General features: G+C 72.8%; 21 protein-coding genes. 5 read left to right on the top strand and 16 right to left on the bottom strand.

Annotation, left to right across the window (positions count from 1 at the left end):
* Nucleotides 1–91 precede the first annotated feature (91 nt).
* On the bottom strand, nt 92–691 hold the full coding sequence (locus ACFVWU_RS11735) for a Uma2 family endonuclease (RefSeq protein ID WP_387618384.1): 600 nt from the start codon (nt 689–691) through the stop codon (nt 92–94).
* 149 nt (nt 692–840) lie between these two features.
* Between ACFVWU_RS11735 and ACFVWU_RS11730 the strand changes: the two genes are divergently transcribed.
* Nucleotides 841–1,533, top strand: coding sequence for an RraA family protein (locus ACFVWU_RS11730; protein ID WP_387618376.1), 693 nt, complete (start codon nt 841–843; stop codon nt 1,531–1,533).
* Nucleotides 1,534–1,562: 29 nt separating this feature from the next.
* Here the strand turns inward: ACFVWU_RS11730 and ACFVWU_RS11725 are convergent, their stop codons facing one another.
* The 4 genes from ACFVWU_RS11725 to ACFVWU_RS11710 form a co-directional block, all read right to left on the bottom strand.
* A complete protein-coding gene (locus ACFVWU_RS11725) occupies nt 1,563–2,051 on the bottom strand; it encodes a GNAT family N-acetyltransferase (protein ID WP_387618373.1) in 489 nt (162 codons plus the stop codon).
* A gap of 89 nt (nt 2,052–2,140) precedes the next feature.
* Complete coding sequence (locus tag ACFVWU_RS11720) at nt 2,141–3,106, bottom strand: SGNH/GDSL hydrolase family protein (RefSeq protein ID WP_387618370.1); 966 nt, start codon at nt 3,104–3,106, stop codon at nt 2,141–2,143.
* Between the two features lie 124 nt (nt 3,107–3,230).
* Entirely contained in the window at nt 3,231–4,568 is a 1,338-nt protein-coding gene (locus ACFVWU_RS11715) for a TerD family protein (RefSeq protein ID WP_387618367.1), read from the bottom strand.
* A 195-nt stretch (nt 4,569–4,763) separates the two neighbouring features.
* Nucleotides 4,764–6,017, bottom strand: a complete 1,254-nt coding sequence (locus ACFVWU_RS11710) for a hypothetical protein (RefSeq protein WP_387618364.1) — start codon at nt 6,015–6,017, stop codon at nt 4,764–4,766.
* A gap of 343 nt (nt 6,018–6,360) precedes the next feature.
* Here ACFVWU_RS11710 and ACFVWU_RS11705 point away from each other — a divergent pair, with 343 nt between their 5' ends.
* On the top strand, nt 6,361–6,864 hold the full coding sequence (locus ACFVWU_RS11705; protein WP_387618362.1) for an SsgA family sporulation/cell division regulator: 504 nt from the start codon (nt 6,361–6,363) through the stop codon (nt 6,862–6,864).
* Here ACFVWU_RS11705 and ACFVWU_RS11700 read toward each other — a convergent pair.
* From ACFVWU_RS11700 to ACFVWU_RS11690, 3 genes are all read right to left on the bottom strand, one after another.
* Nucleotides 6,780–8,354, bottom strand: a complete 1,575-nt coding sequence (locus ACFVWU_RS11700; RefSeq protein ID WP_387618359.1) for a GAF domain-containing protein — start codon at nt 8,352–8,354, stop codon at nt 6,780–6,782. The two genes, ACFVWU_RS11705 and ACFVWU_RS11700, sit on opposite strands and share 85 nt — an antisense overlap.
* A 137-nt stretch (nt 8,355–8,491) precedes the next feature.
* Complete coding sequence (locus tag ACFVWU_RS11695) at nt 8,492–9,622, bottom strand: M56 family metallopeptidase (protein WP_387618356.1); 1,131 nt, start codon at nt 9,620–9,622, stop codon at nt 8,492–8,494.
* Complete coding sequence (locus ACFVWU_RS11690; RefSeq protein WP_380611122.1) at nt 9,622–10,029, bottom strand: BlaI/MecI/CopY family transcriptional regulator; 408 nt, start codon at nt 10,027–10,029, stop codon at nt 9,622–9,624. The genes ACFVWU_RS11695 and ACFVWU_RS11690 overlap by 1 nt, the downstream gene beginning before the upstream one ends.
* A gap of 115 nt (nt 10,030–10,144) precedes the next feature.
* Here ACFVWU_RS11690 and ACFVWU_RS11685 point away from each other — a divergent pair, with 115 nt between their 5' ends.
* The 3 genes from ACFVWU_RS11685 (at nt 10,145) to ACFVWU_RS11675 (ending at nt 12,182) form a co-directional block, all read left to right on the top strand.
* Entirely contained in the window at nt 10,145–10,813 is a 669-nt protein-coding gene (locus tag ACFVWU_RS11685) for a DedA family protein (RefSeq protein ID WP_387618353.1), read from the top strand.
* Nucleotides 10,813–11,481, top strand: a complete 669-nt coding sequence (locus ACFVWU_RS11680; protein ID WP_387618350.1) for a phosphatase PAP2 family protein — start codon at nt 10,813–10,815, stop codon at nt 11,479–11,481. The genes ACFVWU_RS11685 and ACFVWU_RS11680 overlap by 1 nt, the downstream gene beginning before the upstream one ends.
* Before the next feature lie 185 nt (nt 11,482–11,666).
* Nucleotides 11,667–12,182: a pyridoxamine 5'-phosphate oxidase family protein gene (locus tag ACFVWU_RS11675; RefSeq protein WP_387618348.1), complete on the top strand. Its 516-nt coding sequence runs from the start codon at nt 11,667–11,669 to the stop codon at nt 12,180–12,182.
* A 53-nt stretch (nt 12,183–12,235) separates the two neighbouring features.
* On the opposite strand, the gene ACFVWU_RS11670 is transcribed toward ACFVWU_RS11675, so the two are convergent.
* From ACFVWU_RS11670 to ACFVWU_RS11635, 8 genes are all read right to left on the bottom strand, one after another.
* On the bottom strand, nt 12,236–13,159 hold the full coding sequence (locus tag ACFVWU_RS11670; RefSeq protein WP_387618345.1) for a hypothetical protein: 924 nt from the start codon (nt 13,157–13,159) through the stop codon (nt 12,236–12,238).
* Nucleotides 13,156–13,827, bottom strand: coding sequence for a hypothetical protein (locus ACFVWU_RS11665; protein ID WP_387618342.1), 672 nt, complete (start codon nt 13,825–13,827; stop codon nt 13,156–13,158). The genes ACFVWU_RS11670 and ACFVWU_RS11665 overlap by 4 nt, the downstream gene beginning before the upstream one ends.
* The gene (locus tag ACFVWU_RS11660) at nt 13,817–15,142 is read right to left on the bottom strand and encodes a WXG100 family type VII secretion target (protein ID WP_387618339.1); all 1,326 of its coding nucleotides are present in this window, start codon (nt 15,140–15,142) and stop codon (nt 13,817–13,819) included. The genes ACFVWU_RS11665 and ACFVWU_RS11660 overlap by 11 nt, the downstream gene beginning before the upstream one ends.
* Nucleotides 15,142–15,435: a hypothetical protein gene (locus ACFVWU_RS11655; protein ID WP_387618336.1), complete on the bottom strand. Its 294-nt coding sequence runs from the start codon at nt 15,433–15,435 to the stop codon at nt 15,142–15,144. Before ACFVWU_RS11655 ends, ACFVWU_RS11660 begins: the two co-directional genes overlap by 1 nt.
* A 161-nt stretch (nt 15,436–15,596) precedes the next feature.
* Nucleotides 15,597–16,520 carry a hypothetical protein gene (locus tag ACFVWU_RS11650; RefSeq protein ID WP_387618334.1) on the bottom strand — a complete coding sequence of 308 codons (924 nt, stop codon included), beginning with the start codon at nt 16,518–16,520 and terminating at the stop codon, nt 15,597–15,599.
* Between the two features lie 190 nt (nt 16,521–16,710).
* Nucleotides 16,711–17,298: a hypothetical protein gene (locus tag ACFVWU_RS11645; protein WP_387618331.1), complete on the bottom strand. Its 588-nt coding sequence runs from the start codon at nt 17,296–17,298 to the stop codon at nt 16,711–16,713.
* Nucleotides 17,295–18,899, bottom strand: a complete 1,605-nt coding sequence (locus ACFVWU_RS11640; RefSeq protein WP_387618329.1) for a hypothetical protein — start codon at nt 18,897–18,899, stop codon at nt 17,295–17,297. Before ACFVWU_RS11640 ends, ACFVWU_RS11645 begins: the two co-directional genes overlap by 4 nt.
* A gap of 30 nt (nt 18,900–18,929) precedes the next feature.
* The gene (locus ACFVWU_RS11635; RefSeq protein WP_387618327.1) at nt 18,930–19,262 is read right to left on the bottom strand and encodes a WXG100 family type VII secretion target; all 333 of its coding nucleotides are present in this window, start codon (nt 19,260–19,262) and stop codon (nt 18,930–18,932) included.
* Nucleotides 19,263–19,357: the final 95 nt, after the last annotated feature.

The raw sequence follows: 19,357 nt of genomic DNA, 5'->3' as shown, positions 1-19,357 counted from the left end.
GGCCTGCGACGAATCACTGATCACCATGCCAAGCAGCCTGCCATGCACCCGCGGCTGTGATCACCCCTCCACGAACTTCCGCGGAGCAGCACTAGCGCCGGAGGAAGTACTTGGTGTCCAGGTCGAAGTCGAACGGGGCGGGGAGGGCGAGTGGTTCGCCGAAGGCCGCCAGATGGACCTCGGTGTACTCCTCGCGATGTGGCTTGCTGAAGAGGCTGACCTGCGACTTCTCCCGGTCGATGAGGAGGTAGAGGGGGATGCCGGCCCGGGCGTAGCAGTGCCGCTTGGTGATCCGGTCCTGGTCGGGCTTGCTGGAGGTGATTTCGGCGACCATCGCGACCCCGTCCGGGTCCATCCAGGGAGGGGCGTCCCAGAGGATGTCGAGTTCCCTCGGAGCAAAAGTCAGGTCCGGGATGACGTAGTTCTTGGGGCAGAGACCGCCCCTGGCCAATCGAAGCCCTTTGTTGCCGGAACCTTGCATGCGGACCGCTGACTTCGCTTTCACCTCGTCGATCAGCAGGTCGAAGTAGTACTCGTGCCTGCCGTCCGGCGGTGGTGCCACGATGATCTCTCCCTCGATCAGCTCAGCTCGGAAGCCTTCGGGGGAGTGCAGGCTCAGGAAGCTCTCCAGCAGGATGTCGGCCTGCGATGGGGAGCCCGTGATCGGTTGCTCATGCGCCACAGCACTTATGATGCCCCTCCTTCAGATGGGCGTCACGCTATTCGTCGCCAGGCCGGGTTATGCGGTGTACGGCGGACCTTCACTCGATGGTGTGAGTTTGGGGCTCGGCGTAGGATTCCGGTGCTGGCCAACTGGGCTTTTAGCGCGAGGAGTTGGGGATGCTGAAGGCGTTCGAGGGGCTGTCCACGCCGTTGGTGGCGGATGCGTGTGTGCGGGTCGGGGTGGGGTTGCGGGCGGCGCCGGTGGGGGTGGGCGGGGTGGTGCCGGGGGCCCGGGTGGCGGGGCGGGTGCTGCCGGTGCGGCACTACGGGAGCGTGGACGTGTTCCTGGAGGCGTTCGGGGCGGCGCGGGACGGGGACGTGCTGGTGATCGACAACGGCGGGCGCACGGACGAGGCCTGCATCGGGGACCTCGCGGTGCTGGAGGCGCGGGCCGCCGGGGTGGCCGGGATCGTGGTGTGGGGGCTGCACCGGGACACGGCCGAGCTGGTGGGGATCGGGCTGCCGGTGTTCAGTTACGGGGCGCTGCCGCTGGGGCCGGTGCGGCTGGACGAGCGGGAGCCGGAGGCGCTGGTCTCGGCGCGGGTCGGGCCGCACCTGGTGGGCGCCGAGGACGTGGTGTTCGCGGACGCGGACGGGGTGGTGTTCGTGCCGGCCGACCGGGTCGGGGAGGTGCTGGAGACGGCCGCCGGGATCGCCCGGACCGAGCGGGCGCAGGCCGAGCGGATCGCCGCCGGGGACACGCTGCGCGAGCAGACCGCCTTCGGCGAGTACCTGGAGCGGCGCGTCGCCGACCCGTCGTACAGCTTCCGGCAGCACCTGCGACGGGTCGGCGGGGCGGTCGAGGAGTAGGTCGGGGGGTAGGTCAGCGGGTAAGTCCCTTACAGCGGGCGGTACATGACGTGCAGGCCGACGTAGCCGTCGACCGGGTGGTGGAAGGCCTCGGGGACGGTGCCGACGATCTCGAAGCCGAGGGACTGGTAGAGCTTCACGGCGTGGTGGTTGTTGGCGACCACGGCGTTGAACTGCATGGCGCGGTAGCCGGCTCGGCGGGCCCAGTCGAGGGAGTACTCGACCAGGGCCCGCCCGATGCCGCGGCCGTGGTGGGCCGGGTCGACCATGTAGCTGGCGCTGGCCACGTGCGAGCCGTTGCCGGGGCGGTTGCGGTTCATGGTGGCGGTGCCGAGGACGCGTCCGTCCTCGTCCACCGCGACCACGGTGTGGTCGGGGGCGGAGTGCATCCACCACTCCCGGCCCAACTCCGAGGGCATGTCCAGGGGGTAGGGGAAGGTCTCGCCGGCGGCGACGATGGTACGGAAGAAGGGCCAGATGGCCGACCAGTCCTCGGGGGTGGCTTCGCGAATGATCATCCGACCAGGGTGATCGCCGACGGGCGGGCGGGGCAACGGGATTTCGGCGCCCGGGCCGCACGGTGCGCCCGGCCCGCGCGGTGCGAAGGTCAGCCGCCGAGGACGGCGGCCTCGACCTGGGTGGCGGCGAAGGCCTGGCCCTTGGCGTTGGGGTGCACCACGGCGTACTTGAGGGGGAGGATGCTGGTCAGTGCGCCGTCCAGCCAGTGGTCGGCGTCGCAGACGCTGTGCCCGGTGGTGGCGGGGTAGAGGTCCACGAAGGTGTCGCCCCGGGCAGCGGTGTCCTGGGCGATGACCGCGTTGAGCGGTTCCAGGATGGCGGTACGGGCCCAGGCGAGGTCGCCGGTGGTGAAGGTGGCGAACTGCAGCAGGTCGCCGTACCTGCAGTGGTTGGCGTTCTCGGGGAAGAGGTGCGGGTAGCCGACGGCGAGGATCCTGGCGGACGGGGCCTTCATCCGCAGCGCGCCGAGCATGGTGGAGTAGTCGGTGCGCAGTTCGGCGAGCCGGCCGGGCAGCTGGGCGTCGTACTTGTCCTTGCAGGGCGTGCCCCGGCCGAGGGCGGCGGCGCCCAGCTCGATGCAGTCCTTGAGGATCCCGCCGAAGCCGAGGTCGTTGCCGCCGACCCCGACGGTGATCACGTCGGTGTCCCGCTCGACGGCGTCCACCTGCGGTGGGACGGGCGGGTAGGGCGCGTTGGGGTCGGTGCCGAGCGGCGGGAGCGGGCGGCCGAGCGGGTTCTGCTTGTTCGCGTACACGTCGAGGCTGGTGGCGCCGCTGCAGCTGACGTTGCGCAGGCCGACCAGGGAGCCGAGGTCGCGGCGGATGAGCTCGGGGTAGGAGCCGGTGGTGCGGGCGCAGCCGTCGTTGGGCTCGGTCAGGTCGCCGGTGGCCTCGATCACGCCCGCGGTGTAGCTGTCGCCGAGGGCGGCCCACCGCAGCACGCCGGCGCGGGTGGCGGGCTTGGCGGCGGCCTGGGCGGTGGTGGGGGTGATCAGACCGGCGGCGAGCGCGACGGTGGTGCCGGCAACGGCGAGGCGGGACGGGAAGCGTGGCACGGTCTCTCCTCAACGGGTGCAGGGGAGAGTGCGATTCACCCCCCTGAGAGTCAATCGAGTCGATCCGTGGACGACTTGATGCCTCAGAGGGGTGAAATCGGGGGCGTGCCCGTGACGTTGTCGCCTAGAGCAGGGCGGCGGAGGGCTCGATCATCGCCCGGGCGGTCTTGCCGTCGACGTACTCGCCGAGCGCGGTCATCTCCCACTCGCCGGAGGGGCGGCGGACCAGCTTGCACATCACCACGCCGGTGTGTGCCTCGGAGTGGGTGAGGTCGAAGCGGACCAGCTCCTCCTCGGTCCGGACGTCCACCAGGCGGCAGTAGGCGTTCCGCACCTCGGTGAACTTCTGGCCGGAGAAGGAGTTGACCACAAAGACCAGCGCGTGGACCTCGGCCGGGAGGCCCTCCAGGTGGACGGTGATCGCCTCGTCGTCGCCGCCGTCACCGCCGACCAGGTTGTCGCCGGAGTGGGCGACCGCGCCGTTGAAGATGTTCAGCTTCATGAACCAGGCCGTCTCCAACCGCTTGTGCTGGGCGTCGAAGGCCAGGCAGGAGGCGTCCAGGTCGATGTCGCGGCCGCGGGCGGCGGACTCCCAGCCGAGCGCCATCCGGACCGAGGAGAGGAAGGGGCGGCCGTTCTTCACCAGGGAGACGGAGCTGCCCTTGACCAGGTTGACCCGGCCCTTGTCCAGGGTGACCTTGGGGCGGTCGGCCGGGGTCGGGGGCGCGGCGGGCGGCGCGGGCGGGGCCGGGGGGAACGGCGGGGCGGTGGCGAGGGCGATCCGCGGGTCGACCGGCGAGGCGGGGCTCGCCGGCGGAGCCGGTGGTGCAGGGGGGACGGGCGGCAGCGGCGGGGCGGCCGGGGAGGTGATCTGGACGGTCGGCGCGCTCGGTGAGATCGGGGCCTGGGTGTGGGCGGCGGCCGGGGCGGGGGTCTGGGCGGCGGTCGGGGCGGGGGAGTCGTCCACGCTGACGCCGAAGTCGGTGGCGATGCCCGCCAGGCCGTCGGCGTAGCCCTGACCGACCGCGCGCACCTTCCAGGACCCGTTGCGCCGGTAGACCTCGACCACGATGAGCGCGGTCTCCAGGCCCAGCCGGGGCGGGGTGAAGGTGACCAGGACGGCCCCGGTGTCGGTGTCCCGGACGGTGGCGGTGGGCTCGATCCCGGCGAAGGTGGAGGACTGGTCGGCCGGGCTGGCGGTGATCACGATCTTGCTGATGTCGGCGGGGACGGCCGGGGTGTCCACGGTGATCGCGTCCGGCGCGCCGGCGGCGGCCGGGCGGAGGCTGACGCCGGGCCCGTGCGGGGCGTTGAAGAAGACGAAGTCGGCGTCCGAGCGGACCTTGCCGGTGTCGGTCAGCAGCAGGCCGGAGACGTCCAGCGCCTTGGGCGCGGTGACCTCGACGGTCACCCGCGCGGCGGTCAGCGGTGCGTTGCCGCCTTGGGTCAGGACGGTGGACAAGGACTCCTCCTCGGGTGCGGAACGGCCCGGGCCGGGGCCGGTGGGGCCGCCGGGCCGGGTGCTGCCCACAGTAACGAACGGGGGTGCGGGGATGAGCCCGGCTGCGGCGCTGAGCTGCCTGATCGTCGGAACATCGGATCAGTCGACGGGAGGGGTGGCCGATGGCGGGTCAGCGTCGTGGGTCGGCGTCGTGGGTCAGTGGGGCGCGGGTGCCAACGGCTGGGTGGGCAGCGGCAGTAGCCGGCCGAAGCCGCCGAGCGCGGCGACCGCCCGGGGGTGGTCGATGCCGAAGGCGGCGGCGTTCCAGCTCTCCGCAGGAGCCGACTTGCGCACCGGGCCGAGCGGTTCGGTCGGCCGGGTGCCGCGTACGGCGAAGCTGTAGTGGCCGGGCTCGACGTCCGTCCCGGGCGGGGTGGTGAAGCGGTAGACCAGGCTGCCGCGCTCCTGTTGGACGGTCACCACGGCGCCCGGAAGATCGGTCCAGGCGGCACTGTTGCCGGGGGCCAACTCGCCCGGGGCGAGCCGGAATTCGGCCTGCAGTGCGGTGACCGGCTCGGCCACGGCGAGGTTCAGTGCGTGCCGGAGGCCGTCGCGCCCGAGCGGGGTGATCCGGCCGGTGCCGGTCAGGGCCCGGTCGGCCTCCGCGTCGGCGGAGTCGGTGGAGGCAGCCGGGTTGGCCGAGTTGGCCGAGTTTGCGGAGTCGACGGCACCGGGGGCGGCGCCGTTGTCGCCCGGGGCCGCGGCGGCGGGCGGTGGCACCGGGCGGGCCGGTGCGGGCGGGACCGGCTGCTCCGATGCGGGGTGGGCCGGGGCGACCGGCCGCGGGCCGCTCGGCTGTGGCGACGGCGCGCCGCCCGGCTGCCCGGTGCCGGACGGGTCGGCCTGCGGCTGCCCGCCCGCCGGTCCGTCGGAGGGGGTGGGCGGCTGCGCCGAGGGCGGGGGGCCGGCGGCGGTGCCGGTGCCGGGGGTGTCCGCCGAGGGCCGGGGCTCGTGTCCGGCCGAGGCCTGCCCACCGGTCGAGGGGGTGACCGGGATCGGCGTGCCCGCCGGGAGCCTGGCCGGGGGCGCGGTGGCGGCGGCGTTCGCCGGGGCGGACGGGTGCGCCGAGGGGTGTCCGGTGGGCCGGGAGTCGTGCGGGTGGCCGGACGGCGCGGGAGTGGCCGGGGTCCGCTCGGCGGCGGCCTCGGCCTGGTCGGTGGCGCTCGGGGTGGGCGGCGGGGTGCTGCCGACCCGGGCCACGCCGGCCCGCCGGCCGATGCCCTGCTGCTCGTTGAGGAGGAGGGTGGTGGCGATGCTGATGCCGACGACGGTGGACATCGCCATGGCGGCGCCGGAGAAGCGCAGGGTGGGCAGCCGGAACCGGCCGCCGAAGGGGCGCGGCCGACCGTGTCGACCGTGCCGCTCGGGCTCGTGCCGCACGTCCCGCGCGGTGTCCTCGCGCGCAGCCACCGGACCCCTCCCTCCCCGAAGTCGCCGTCGCGTCGGCCGTATTCTCCCACGCGCTGCCGCACGGCCCGGATCCGGCCGGCTCGCACCGGTTCCGCCGCGGGCCCGCGCCGGGAGGGGGAGAGTGTACCAGCGGGCGGCCGGACCGCGGACAATATCCCTCCATTTTCCGGACGTCCGTTCGATGAGCGGAAGTTGACGGTCCGTCCGACTGTTCGGTCCGGCCGGTTCGGTAAGGGGCGTCCGGCCTGGACGGGGGTTATTGCAACCCCCTTGCAACCCTTGCCCGTCCGGTCGCCGGTGGCGCAGGCTGGTGGTATCCCGCGCCGTTCCCGGAGAGACCGTCATGTCGCCCGACCCGCTGTCCGCAGCCTCCAGTGCCCCCCTCGCCGCCACCCCCACGGGCGGCGATGGGGGCGGCTCCACCGCCGCTCCGGCGGCGGTGGAGGAGGTGCTGATGCTGCGGATCTCGCTGGGCGAGGAGGTGGTCGGCGAGGTGCGCACCAGGTTCCGCTTCGAAGCTTCGCATCCGTACGAGGTGCTGCTGACCTTCCATCTGGGGCGGCCGGACGAGGCGGACTGGGTGTTCTCGCGCGACCTGCTGCGTGACGGCCTGCGCTCGCTGAGCGGCCAGGGCGACGTCAAGCTGTGGCCGGCCTACTGCCCCTGCCACGGCTCGACGTTGCACCTGGCGCTCGAATCCCCGCACGGCAGCGCCCTGTTGGAGGCCTCCAAGCCCCGGGTGCAGGCCTGGCTGGACCGCACCTACGCGCTGGTCTCCGCCGAGGAGGAGCGCGACTGCGGGCCGACCGACGACCAGCTGGCCGCGCTGCTCGCGGGCGGCGGCTGAGCACCGGCGGTACTGCCCGGACCGCCCGTACCGCCGGTGATGCCCGTACCGGCCGGACCGCCTGCCGCGGATCCTGTGGAGCGCTGTGGCGGGACGGGGGCCGCGGCGCCCGGCAGCCGTACCGTGCCCGCCGCGAGCCCGGCCCGCAGCCGCCGGACCGCCGGGGCGGTGGAGGCGGGCAGCAGGTCGTACGGGTCCTCCGGCCCCTCGACGGTGACCAGCACCGAGTCGGCGAAACGGTACGGCCGGTGGGCCAGCAACCCGCCCAGGTAGCGGCGCAGCCGGGACAGCTCGGCCCGGACCGTCACCGTCCGCCCCGCGTCGCCGAACAGCGCCTCGGCGAGCTGGGCCGCGGTGCTGCCCTCGCACGAGGTGGCCAGCAGGAGCAGCAGTTCGGCGTGGCGCGGGCTGACCGGGTGCGACCAGCTGTCGGCCGCGCCCCGGACGAACAGTTCGGCGCGGTCCGGGCGCCGCAGGTCGAGCCGGAGCCGGGCGCCCGCGGCCTGTTCGGCGCTCACCGTGCCGGACCCGTCCGCCTCGGGCGGGCGGACCGGGCGCACCAGCCAGCCGTCCGCGAGCGGTTCCAGTACGCACTCGCCCAGGCCGGGCACCCAGTGCACGGCCGCCGGGGCCCAGCCCTCGCTGGGTACGCGCAGCCGGCTGGGTGGTGGCAGTCCGGCCGCGGCGGCGGTCCAGCCGGCCGCGTCCACCACCAGGGCCGGGCCGCCGACCCGGGCGAGCAGCGGGGCGGCCAGGGTGCGCAGCTGGTTCAGCGCCTCCAGCCGGTGGGCGCGCAGTTCGGTCTCGGCGAGCCGGGCGGCGGTGGCGGTGAGCTGGAGCAGGAACGGGCGGACGTTGTGCGCCGGGCCGCTGAGGTTGATCGCGCCGACCAGCCGTCCGGTGGCCGGGTCGTGCACGGGCGCGGCCACGCAGGTCCAGGCGTGGTGGCTGCGCAGGTAGTGCTCGCCGGAGTGGACGTGCATCGGGCGCTGGGCGCGCAGCGCGACGGCGATGCCGTTGGTGCCGACGCTCTCCTCGATCCAGCGGGCGCCGGTGACGAAGCCGATCCGGTCGGCGCTGCGGCGCAGCCCGCGTTCGCCGTCCTGCCAGAGCACGTGGCCCTCGGCGTCGGCGACGGCGAGGATCAGCGGGGCCGGGTCGGACGGTCCCAGCAGGGTCTCGCGCAGTACCGGCAGGACGGTGTCCAGCCCGCTGGCCCGGCGGCGCCGCTCCAGTTCGGCGGGGCCGAGCAGGACGGTGGCGGCGCCGGTGTCGGGGTCGAGGCCGAGGCGCCGCAGCCGGGCCCAGGAGTCGCCGATCTCGGGGCGGGGTTCGAGCAGACCGGTCCCGCCGCTCCCGCCGCTTTCGGGGAGGGTGAGTTCGCGGGCGGCGGCGTCGGCGAGGGTGCGGTCGTGGACCTTGGCCAGCTCCGCCGTGGTCGGCGGGGTGCGGCGCTCTGGTCGTCGGGACTGCCGTCCGGTCTGCCGCACTCGCGTTGCTCCTCGCCGCCGTTCGAGGGCGCGCCGGGGTCGACGCGCTGACGAAAGCGTACGGGTGCGGTGGGCCTGTGGGCATGGGGTCCGCCAAGTCGCCGGACCGGTCGGTACGGAGACCGTCCTGAGGCGCCTCAGCGTTCCGCGCCGGGTTCGTGCTGGGCGGCCTCGACGGTGTGGTGCAGGTCCGCGGTGGCCTCCAGGCTGGCGCCGGTGGTCAGCGCCAGGCAGGCGGCCAGGGCCAGGGCGACGGCCCGCAGCAGGGTGCCGGGGGTGGCGGCGGGGCGGGGCTGGAGCAGCGCCGCGACCCGGCGGGGGACCGGGCCGGAGTGGGCGGCGGCGACCAGCCGGGGCCGGGCCGGCCAGGGCGAACGGTTCGCGGCGAGGGCGGCCCGGCCGACCGCGCGAGCGGTCACGGCGCGGTCGCCGACCCGGGCCGCTGCCACTTCGTCGGCCCAGCGCTCCAGGTGGTACCCGAGGGGCTCGCGCAGCGGGCGGAGCGCCGGGTGGAGGGCGGCGGCGTGCTCGGCGACGGCGAGGAAGACGTGGTGGCGGGCGGTCAGGTGGGCGCGCTCGTGGGCGAGCAGGGCGGAGCGCTCGGGCCCGCTGAGGGCGCGCAGCATGCCGGAGGTGACCACGATCCGGCCGGGCTCGCCCGGCCGGCCGGGGCGGTGCAGGCGGCCGGGCAGGGCAAAGGCGTCGGCGCGGTCGTCGTCCAGCACGGTGAGCGGGTGGTCCTCGGGCCGCGACAGCACGGCGGTGAGCGGGTTCTCGCCGGGCCGAAGCCATCGCGCGGCGCGCGCCCGGCGCATGGAGGCGCTCCGGGGGCGCATGTCCGGATGCTGGTCAGCGTCGGCGTCGGCGGCGGCGTCGGCGGCGTCGACGGGCGACGCGGTGAGCGGGGTGAGCGCGGGCAGGGCGGCCCGGGCGGTCCGCAGGTCCAGCCGGCGGCGGCGGGCGGTGCGCACCGCCAGCGCGGTGAGCGCGGCGAGCACGGGAGCGGCCGCGGCGGCCGCGAGCGGGGCGTCCGGGGCGGCGGTGGTGAGCCAGGGCAGCGAGAGGTGGCCGAGGGCGGCGACCGGGGGCAGCTGGAGCAGCCCGGCGGTGGCGAGCAGGCCGAGCGAGCACAGGGTGCCCCCGGCCAGGACGACGGCGGTGCCGGCCAGCAGCCAGGCGGCGGCCCGGGGCGCCAGCGACTCGGCGAGGCGGCGGGCCAGCGGGGCGGCGAGGAAGGGCAGCAGCAGCGGGGCCCAGACGGCGAGCATCACGGGGTGCCGGCCCCCGGTCCGCCCGACGGTCCGGGCGCGCCGTCGCCGAGCAGTTCGCGCAGCAGCTGCTCGTCCTCGGCGGAGAGGTCGGAGACGAAGCGGGCGAGCACGGTGGAGCGGTCGGCCTCGCGGCCCAGCTCGGTGTGCATCCGGCGGGCGGCCAGGCCCGCGGTGTCCTGGACGGTCGGGGTGTAGGCGTAGGCGCGGCCGGCCCGGGTGCGCTCGACCGTCCCCTTGTCGTGCAGCCGGGCCAGGATCGTCGCGATGGTGGTGCGGGCGAGGTCCCCGCCGAGCGCCGTCTGGACGTCCTGCGGCGTCATCGGCTGCCGGGCCGACCAGAGGGCGGCCAGCACCTCGGCCTCCAGCTCCCCGGCGGGCCGGCGGGCGGACGGTACGTCGGACATGGCGGCGCTTCCTCCAGGATTCGTCTACAGTCGTGTAGACCGTCTACGTCACTGTAGACGGTCGGGGCGGGTTCCGCTGGGAACCGCCCTCCAACGTACGGGAGGTCCGCCAGCCTTGCTTCAGTTCCCCGCGGATGCGGCCGTTCACCTCGCGGTGAACCCGTTGGACGCGTCCTCGCTGCTCGCCGCCTTCGGCGCGCTCGGCATCGCCGTCGTGCTGTTCGCCGAGACCGGCCTGCTGGTCGGCTTCTTCCTGCCCGGCGACTCGCTGCTGTTCACCGCGGGCCTGCTCTGCGTGCCCGGCGCCACCAAGGGCCCGCAGCTGCACCTGTGGCAGGTGCTGCCCGCCGCCCTGGTCGGGGCGCTGCTCGGGGCCCAGGTCGGCTACGTGATCGGTCGGCGCGGCGGCCGGGCGCTGCTGCGCCGCACCAGGCGCAAGAGCCTGCTGGAGGGCGTCGAGCGGGCCGAGGAGCTGCTGGGTAAGTACGGGCACGGCAAGGCGATCGTGCTGGCCCGGTTCATCCCGGTGGTCCGAACGGTGCTGAACCCGCTCTGCGGCGTGCTGGAGGTGCCGGTCCGCTCGTTCACCGTCTGGCAGGTGGCCGGCGGTGCGCTCTGGACGGTCGGCGTGGTGCTGGCCGGGTACGGGCTCGGATCCTCGATTCCCAGCATCGACCGATATCTGCTGCCGATCATCGGTCTGGTAGTAGTTGTCTCCGTGCTCCCCATTGTTCTTGAACTGTTCCGCGCCCGTAAGGCGCGCCGTCACGGAGGTGACGTGTGATGTCCTCTCGGGCTCTGGCCGTCTACGACGGCAGTGGCATCGACGGCAGCCTGTACACCCGGGTCAACGGGTGGGTGCAGTCGGCGCCGCACTGGCTGAACGACGTGATCAAGGTCTGGTCGGCGATCGGCCTCGGACTGTTCGCGCTCTTCATGCTCCACGCCTGGTGGCGGGCGCGCGGCGCCGACTCCGTGGTGATGGCCAGGGTGCTGGCCTCGCCGGTGATCGTGGTCATCGCGTACGGCGTCAACTCCGTCCTCAAGGGCCAGGTCGAGGAGCTCAGGCCCTGCGACCAGATCCGCGGCAGCATCTCGCTGGAGACCTGCCCGAGCGCGACCAGCGCTGACTGGTCCTTCCCGAGCAACCACTCGGTGATCGCCTTCGCCGCCGCGATCTCGCTCTGGTTCGTCAGCTGGCGGCTCGGCGTCGTCGCCACGGTCTTCGCGGAGCTGATGGCCGTCTCGCGGGTCTGGGTCGGCGTGCACTACCCGCACGACGTGGCGGTCGGCGCGCTGGTCGGCATCGTGGTCGCGCTGGTGCTGGCGCCGCTGGCCGGGCGCTGCGGGCCGCTGGTGGACAGGATGCGCTCGGGCGCGCTGCGTCCGCTGCTGGGCCCCGGTGCGATGCCGGTGGTGGCCCGCGGGTACGCGTCGCACCGGGCGCGGTAGTACGCGGTAGCACCGAGACGGCGCGCGGCAGTACCGAGTCCGTCATCCGCTGTGCCTCTTGTCCGGTTTCGGACGGCGGGTGGAGCATGTGAGCCGGGCGTGGGGCCCCTTCCAAGGGGCGCCCGCCCGGCTCAGTCGTGCCCGGGGCGCGAAGGCACCGGGCGTGCCAGCGGAGGGAGTGCCGAATGCCGTACCGACTCGACATCACGCAAGGGGACTGGCCGGGCGACCTGCTGCACAAGGGCGTCGAGGGGCTGCTCGCCGAGGCCATGGTGCTCACCCTGGCCACCGCGGGCCACGAGCACGGGCCGCACGCCAACCTGGCCTTCTTCGCGTACGACGACGACCTCGTCCTGTACTTCGTCAGCGAGCGCTCCACCCGGCACAGCCACCACCTCGCCGAGGAGGCCCGGGCCGCCGCCACCGTCTTCCTGCCGCCGCCGGTCTTCGGCGAGCAGCTGCGCGGGCTGCAGCTGACCGGGAGCGCCGGCGAGGCCTGGGGGCGGCAGGCGGAGGCCGCGCTGGCGGCGTACCAGGGGCGCTACCCGTCCTTCGCGCAGGACGAGGAGGTCCGGCGGCAGTTCCTCACCGGGGGCGGGGCGGCGGCGCTGTACCGGTTCCAGGTGGAGGAGCTGACGGCGGTGGACGAGCCGAACTTCGGGCGGCGCAACTACCTGCGGGCGCGGGTGGCGCGGGGGTAGGTTCGCTGGGCCGATCGACGACGCCGGGATCGCGACGGCCTTCGGGGCGGGTGTCAGGTGGTTGCGCAGAGGTAGCCGCCGACGGCGACGGTGGCGAGGACGGTCCAGAGGACGACCCGGCCGCGGAACGCGACCCGCGCCTTGTCGTCGTCGAACATGCCGAAGAACCCCGACATCACGAAGAAGTAGGCGACCCCGGTCATGATCGTCAGGGTGGGGTCGAACCGGGCGAGCTGGAACAGGCCCAGCCACGCCGCCGAGAGCACGCACGCGGCCAAGGCGAACGGCCACCCGGTGAGACGCCTGAACCGCTCCCAGGCGCGCTTGCGGCGCTCGGTGAGCCGCCGGCGGGTCGGCCCGGGCGGGCGGGGCGGCCGGGGCTCGCGAGCCGCCCAGAGCACGATGCCATCGAGCACCGCGTTGAGGCCGATGGTCCCCCACAGCGCTGCCGGGGAGTCGGCCTCACCGGGGAGCTTGGGCGCGACCCGGCCGGCCGGGTCCACTCGGACGACGACGGTGTCGCCGGGCTTGAACCGATGGGAGTCCAGCTGGAGATTCCCGCCGGGAACAGCTTCGTCCGGGTGCTTCGGGAAGAGGGTGTACGTCCACTTCTCCCCGCCCCTGAGCGACTTCTCGACGTGCTCGAACATGACGGAGGTGGCCACGTTCCTGCCCGAGCCCAGGATCAGGTTGTGGGCGGCGATGACGCCCGTCCCGCCGGCCATGAGAAGGATCAGGATCACCATGCCCACCACGGCGCCCAGATCCTTGGACGAGAGCTCGCGCAAGCTCGCGATACCCACGCCGATCACCGCGAGGTACACGATTCCCACGCCGAAGGCGAGGAGGCCGCCCACGTACACGTCGGCGAGGACGACGCCGACGAACAGGCAGGTCAGAACGGCGATGAGGATGAGCGCGCGACGGAGGCGGCGGGTCTCGTCGCGCGTGCCCTCGTCGGACTGGGTGATCGTCAACCGAAGGCCTTCCGGATCTTGTCCCACTGCTCGGGCGGCAGGTCGTCCCGTGCCTCGTCGCGGGGCGGGTGGAAGGAGATCCCGTCGACGGCGGCGGCGACCGCCGACAGCCATTCTTCCCAGTACTCGACCTGCTCGGTGGTGAAGACGGCCGCGACCACGTGGGGGCTCCACGGGTGCGCGATCAGGAACTCCGTTTGGCGCACGGTGGTGGCGGTCGACTCCGGCACCCCGTAGATCGCCCCGGGTACCGGTACCGGTACGTCGCGGACGGCCACCGCCGTGCGCCCGAGCGGCAGTTCGAGCACGCCGACATCGGCCTCCGGCCAGGCGGCGGCGAGTTGTTCGGCGACCCGCTGGGGGTAGCTGCCCGGGGGACCGAGTTCCTCAGGCCGGACGAAGAGGGTGAACATGCCGAGGACCGGTTCGCCGTCCGACGCTCGCGCCACGCAGGCGGAGAGGTGGACGGCACCCTCGCGCAACTGGGCCTGGAGCGCGGCCTCGGCGGCGACGACGAGGCTGAGCTTCTGCTCGGGAGTGGCGTCGACGAAGACAGCGTCCAGGCCGTCGGCCATCCGCTCCATCCGATCGCCGAGGTCCTCGGTCAGGTCGACGGAGGTGAAACCGTCCGGAAGGGAGAGCCAGAGCGAGGGGGTGTCAGTGGCCATTGCCCGTTGCCCATCCGTACAGCCCGAAGGCGTTGCCCACCGCGAGGACGCCGCCGACGACCTTGGCCGGCGTACTGCCGCCCCAGGCCATGCCGGCGCCGCCCATGACGTTGGCGGCGCCGGTGGTGTTGTTCACCGCGCTGTTGAGGTCGTCGCTCGGGTTGTCGTGCGCCAGGGCGATGGCGGTCGGTGTGGTCAGGGCGAGCGAGGTGACGGCCTGGACCCCGTCGGAGAGGTTCTGGGCCTTCTCCAGGGGAACCCCGAACTTGAGGGCCGGCTTCTCGACCGTGACCCGGAAGAGCGGGTTCTGCGGGTCGAGGTACTTGACCTTGCCGACCCCGCCGGCCACTTCGCGGGCCCCTGCCTCGGCGCCCGCGGAGGCACCCGTCTTGAAGCCCACCTTCATGGCGGTGAGCCCGCCCTTGCCCGCTGCTCCCAGCAGCGGGACGGCGCCGAGGATGTCCCCGGACAGGGTCAGGTAGTTGCCGACCTTGTCCCAGGACGGCGGCCAAAGCCCTTTCGCCCCGTACTGCGCCGCGTGCGCGCCCGCCGCGGCGAGGCTCAGGGCGACGGCGGCCAGGGCGAGGGGCGGGAAGAAGATCGCCGCGACGCCGGCGATGCTCGCCGCGACCGTCAGCAGGTCGGCGCCGTGGTTCTTGAACCAGTCGCCGACCTTGTCCAGCCAGCCGGGCTCCGGCGGTGCCTTGCTGTCGGCGGCCTTACGGATGGCGTCCGCCGCCTTGTGGGCGTCGCCGCTGTGGGTGGTCTGCAGGGTGGCGCCCTGGCTCTGGAGGTGCTGCAGGTCCTCCGTGGCGCTGCGCACGGTGGCGGCCGCTTCGTCGAGGTGCTTCTTCGCCGCGTTGTAGCGGGTCGTGGCGGCGGCGAGGGAGGCGTCGTCGGGGAAGCTCTGACCGGCCAGCTTGAGGTCGGGATCGGCGGCGGCGGCCGTGTGCGCCTGGTCGGCCTCGGTCTCGTGCTGCCGGGCGGCGACCGCCTGGCGCTCCAACTCGGCGGCCTTGGGCTGGTGTTCGGTGAGCGCCTTGTACCAGGTGTCGAGCGCGCCGTAGGCGGTGGTGATGGAGTCGGAGGCGTCCCGCAGGTAGTCGGGGAGCTTGCCGAAGTTCTCGGCGAACTTGTCGGCTGCGTTGCCGGTCCACTGGCCCTGGTGGTCGGAGATCTGCGACAGGGTGGTGTGGATGCTCCCCAGGTGCCCGGCGACCCGGCGCAGGGTGGCGCTCAGATTGGTCACGGCGGTCTGGTCACCCGGTGCCGGGTTGAAGCCGAGGCCGTCCCAGGTCGGTTTCCGGTCGGCCATCAGGCGCTCTGCGGGGTCAGGGCCTTGACGATGCTCTGCTCGGTGCCGTCGTACTCCCGCTGCACCTTCTCCAGGCCCTCGACCAGCACCTTGACGGACTCGCGGACCTTGCCGAGACCGAACTCCCACTTCTCCTGGAAGTGCTTGCCGGCGTCCTCCAGGAAGTCGTACCCGAGCCCGTCGCGGCTCGCCCCCTTCAACGCCTGCAATCCCTGGTCGAGTTCGTCGCCGCAGCCCTTGAGGTCCTGACAGAGCTTGGCGAGGAACTCCGGGCTGACCGTGAAGTCGGCCATCGAACACCCCCGTGTCGCTGATCGCTGTATCGGGGAGACGGTAACGGGGGGTCCGTGTGCGGCTGTTCGGCCTTGACGGGACCCGTACGGGGTCCTGACGGGTTCCGTATGAGGTGGCGTGACGGTGGGCGGCTCCGGCTCGGCCGGAGCCGCCCGCGGTCTCAACGCGCTTCCTCGTTGTCCAGGGCGTCCAGGGTGGTCGGGTCGAGGGTGGTCGCGGGCTGCGGGGAGTGGTGCTCACGCCAGGGCCTGATCTGGACGCGTCGGCCGCCGAAGTTGAAGGCCCGGCTTTCGTCGGCGATGACTTCTCCGCCTCGCTCGTACAGGAGGATGAGAGGCTCGAACGGGTCGGGTAGGTCCGGGAGTTGCACGTCGGGCGTGTCCCGCAGGGTTGCCCACCGTACGGCCGCGCGGCACGCGTTCTCGGTCTCGATCCCGCCGACGTGCGCCATAAGGAACTCCTCAACCCGCTCGGCCACAGCGGGGTCCACCCGGACCTCTGGGGCGAGGGCCCCGGCGATGTCGAAGATGGGCCACTTCGGCGGACCGCCCAGCACCTCGGCCCAGAGCGAGGCCCGGCGCAGGTACTCGACCATCAGCCGGGACCGGGAGGCCACATGCGCATTGCGGCCTTGCTGGTTGGTCCACTTGATGGCGGTCAGGCGCTCCAAGAGCGCATCGGTGAAGTGGCGTTCATGCGTGCGCGTCACGAGGTCGGTGTCGCGCCCCAGCCAGTCCGCCAGGCTGCCTCGGCTCATACTCGCGGCGACATCGATGTCGATCATTCCGGTTCCGTCGAGGGTGAACCCACCGCCATTCTCGAAGAGGGAGACGATGGGTTCATAGGGGTTCGGCAACTGGATCGTGATCCGGCCGGATTCCTGGAGGGCGGCGAAGTGCAATGCCCCCACGCAGCTCTGCTGGACGGCCGTGCTCTGCAGTTCGCAGCTCTTCGAGACCTGTTCGACCAGCTCGGGGTCGGCGCGAACGGACGGGTCGATCAGCGCTGCCAGGTCGAAAAAGGGCCACGTGTCCGAACCCAGCTGGTGGGCCCACAGCGCCGAGCGTCGGAGGAACTCCTTCATGAGTGAGACGCGTAGCCGGGGGTCCGTCTCCGCAGGGTCCCAGTCGACGTTCGCCAGTCGGTCGGCGAGGGCGTGCGTACTGTTCACAGGCCTCGCGGTGTTCGTTCGCAGTGGGTGGCTCCGGCCCGGCCGGAGCCGCCCATGAAGGCTGTCAGGCGGTCCGGCGCGGGCGTGTTCGTGCGTGCGTTGGTCAGCCGTTGTCGGTCGAGGGGTTGGTGCGGGCCGCCAGCGCGTGGAATTCGGCCCAGCTCCTCTCGTCGAGGGCGTCGAGGGCCTTGTCGTCGAGGTCGACGACGGGGTCCGGGGAGAGATGGCTGCGCCAGTTGCCGCGCTTGACCATCAGCATGCCGAAGTCGAGGAAGCCGTTGGCGTAGGAGAAGCCGGCGCCGCCGCGTTCGTAGAGGCGGAGCAGGGGCTCGAAGGGGTCAGGCAGCGGGGGCAGCACCGGCCCGGAGGCGTCGCGCAGGGCGGCCCACTGGACGGCGGCCGCTGAGCACTCGATGGCGTGCCAGGAACCGGCGGAGGCGTCCTCGACGAAATCCTCGACATCGGAGACCATCGCCGGGTCGGCCCGGACGGCCGGAGCCACAATGGCCGCGAGGTCGAAGAAAGGCCATTCGTCGGTGTCCCCGTAGGAGTCGAGCCAGAGTGCGGCCCGGCGGAGGTACTCCTTCATGAGCGCCGCGCGGGAAAAGGCCTTCTCCTGCCCCTCCTGGTAGGCCATCCACTCGATGGCCTTGAGGCGGTCGACCATCAACTGAACGGAATTCGCGCTCACTGGATAATTCCTCTCGCGCGGAGTTGGGGGATCAGGGCATCAACCACGATATCAAGATTGGAGAGGTCTGCGGCAACGGGCTCCGTGGGCGGAGTGAGCCCGAAGAGCTTCCAATGGTCGAGTGATCCGTCCGCCGACACCTCCCCCGGGTGGTAGCTCCTCGGCGCCAGATTGTGCGCGCCGAAATGCTCGGGGTGAGTGATCGGTGCGTTCCCGTCCCAGGCGTCCGGGTGGCTGCTGAGATACGGGAGGCCGAGTTCGAGAAGCTTGGCCTCGACATATTCGTGGGCGATGGTTCCGCGTAGTGGCGGAATGCTCGTGTCCTTGATGAATCCGCCCACGGCGGCATTCCACGGAGTGGAGATCGCCGGGTCCGGTTCGAAATGGACGTCCTTCAGGATGTTCTCCTCGCCCGGCCCCACCGGGACGTCGTGCCGCTTGACCATGAGGTTGTCCTTGGCGACCTCGACGATCCGGGGATCGATTTTGGTCTCCTTGGCGACCTCGATCACGTCGTCCGTCCTGGTCTTGTAGTCCTCGTAGACCTTCACGGCCCTCTTGTTCGGCGTGCCGCTCGGGTCGATGGCGTACGGCGTCCCGGAGTCCGAGAGCCAGGGTTCCGGGCGGCCGCCACTGCCGCCCTCCCAGCCGTTCGCGTCGGCGCCGGTGAAGCCGGGGCGGCGCTTCGGCGCCTTGCTCCCGGGCGCAGCGGCGCCACCGACAGCGCCGACGATGAGGTCCAGCGGCATGACCGGGCCGGTCCCGAACGCGCTGTCGTAGCCGTAGCTGAGGCCGGCGCCGGTGATCATCCGGCCGGGCATGGAGTCGGCGGCGCCCGCGACCTTGGCGAGGCCGGCCAGGGCGACGGAGGCGTTCTCGGTGCTCTCGGCGGCGGTGGAGACGACGCGGGCGCCGGCGCCGAGGCCGCCGCCGGCGCCGCCCATGATGCCGCCGGTCTCGGCGGAGTCGACGGCCTCGTTGAAGCTGTAGCCGCCGTCGTCGAAGAGTTCGACGCGGATGGGCTGGGCGACGGCGAGGTCGACGGTGATGGCCTCGACGGCACCGAACGCGGCGCCGACCAGCACGGTGGCGGCGATGGTGGCGATGGTCTCGGAGACGGTGACGCCGAGGCCGGCGGCGGTGGCGACGATGGCGGCGGCGGCGCCCCCGGCGGCGGCCTCGGAGAGCCCGGCGGTGAAGAAGGCGAGGGCGGTGCCGGCCACCAGGGTGGCGCCGACGATCGCGGCTTCCTCTTCGAGTTTCTTGATCGCCTTGTCGACCTCGGTGGCGAAGTCGCGCAGGGCCTTGGCGAGGGCGCGGCAGGCGTCGGCGGTTTCGGGGAGCCAGCCCTTGCCTTTGCCGGCGCTGTCCTTGCCGCCGTAGTACTGGCCCCAGAACTTGCCGAAGGCGTCGATGGCCGGGCCGTGGTTGTTGGCGACGATGGCCGTGGCGGCCTGGTTGGTGGGGACGGTGACGTTGTCGATGGCGGTGGCCATCGCCTCCCAGGCGTCCGCGACATTGCGCAGCTTGTCCGGGTCGGCGTCGGGCCACCACATGCCGGTGAGCTTCTGGACGGCCTTCGCCGCCGTGGACTCACCCATCCGCCGCCCCCGGCCGGGAATGGGCGCCGGTCATGCCGACATGTCCTTCTTGACCTTGTTGTCGGTGCCGGTGTGGTTGTCGGCGTGGGCGTGCAGCCCCTCGTTGATGCTGTTGATGCCCTTGACCAGGACGTCGAGCGCGGAGAGCACGTGGTCGTGCGGGGTGTTGTAGGCCGCCGCGAACTCGTTGCCCTGCTTGTCGCTGCCCCAGGGGGCCCCGTCCTCGGTGAGGCTCTTCTTGAGCTTGTCGAGCGCGTCCTTGAGGGCCTTGCTCTGGGTCTCGAAGGTCGGCGCGGCGGCCTTCAGGTCCCCCGGCGCGATCTTGAACTCCGGCCCGCCGGCCTTCGCTGCGTCATCTGCCATGGCGTCATCCCCCGTACTTTTTGTCGCGTCATTAGCAGCGAGGGGTGAGATGCCTGGTCAGAGGGCTGGGGTTGTGGATGGTTCGCGTGACGACC

This window comes from Kitasatospora sp. NPDC058190, assembly GCF_042883685.1.
Classification (GTDB): Bacteria; Actinomycetota; Actinomycetes; order Streptomycetales; family Streptomycetaceae; genus Kitasatospora.
The sequence above is the reverse complement of the archived record's forward strand: the minus strand, read 5'-3'. Positions and strand labels throughout refer to the sequence as shown.

Coding starts and splice junctions, on each gene's coding strand:
- ACFVWU_RS11690 (WP_380611122.1), bottom strand. CDS start 10,029: ATGTCCGACGTACCGTCCGCCCGCCGGCCCGCCGGGGAGCTGGAGGCC.
- ACFVWU_RS11680 (WP_387618350.1), top strand. CDS start 10,813: ATGTCCTCTCGGGCTCTGGCCGTCTACGACGGCAGTGGCATCGACGGC.
- ACFVWU_RS11695 (WP_387618356.1), bottom strand. CDS start 9,622: ATGCTCGCCGTCTGGGCCCCGCTGCTGCTGCCCTTCCTCGCCGCCCCG.
- ACFVWU_RS11635 (WP_387618327.1), bottom strand. CDS start 19,262: ATGGCAGATGACGCAGCGAAGGCCGGCGGGCCGGAGTTCAAGATCGCG.
- ACFVWU_RS11725 (WP_387618373.1), bottom strand. CDS start 2,051: ATGATCATTCGCGAAGCCACCCCCGAGGACTGGTCGGCCATCTGGCCC.
- ACFVWU_RS11665 (WP_387618342.1), bottom strand. CDS start 13,827: ATGGCCACTGACACCCCCTCGCTCTGGCTCTCCCTTCCGGACGGTTTC.
- ACFVWU_RS11655 (WP_387618336.1), bottom strand. CDS start 15,435: ATGGCCGACTTCACGGTCAGCCCGGAGTTCCTCGCCAAGCTCTGTCAG.
- ACFVWU_RS11705 (WP_387618362.1), top strand. CDS start 6,361: ATGTCGCCCGACCCGCTGTCCGCAGCCTCCAGTGCCCCCCTCGCCGCC.
- ACFVWU_RS11660 (WP_387618339.1), bottom strand. CDS start 15,142: ATGGCCGACCGGAAACCGACCTGGGACGGCCTCGGCTTCAACCCGGCA.
- ACFVWU_RS11730 (WP_387618376.1), top strand. CDS start 841: ATGCTGAAGGCGTTCGAGGGGCTGTCCACGCCGTTGGTGGCGGATGCG.
- ACFVWU_RS11675 (WP_387618348.1), top strand. CDS start 11,667: ATGCCGTACCGACTCGACATCACGCAAGGGGACTGGCCGGGCGACCTG.
- ACFVWU_RS11640 (WP_387618329.1), bottom strand. CDS start 18,899: ATGGGTGAGTCCACGGCGGCGAAGGCCGTCCAGAAGCTCACCGGCATG.
- ACFVWU_RS11650 (WP_387618334.1), bottom strand. CDS start 16,520: ATGAAGGAGTTCCTCCGACGCTCGGCGCTGTGGGCCCACCAGCTGGGT.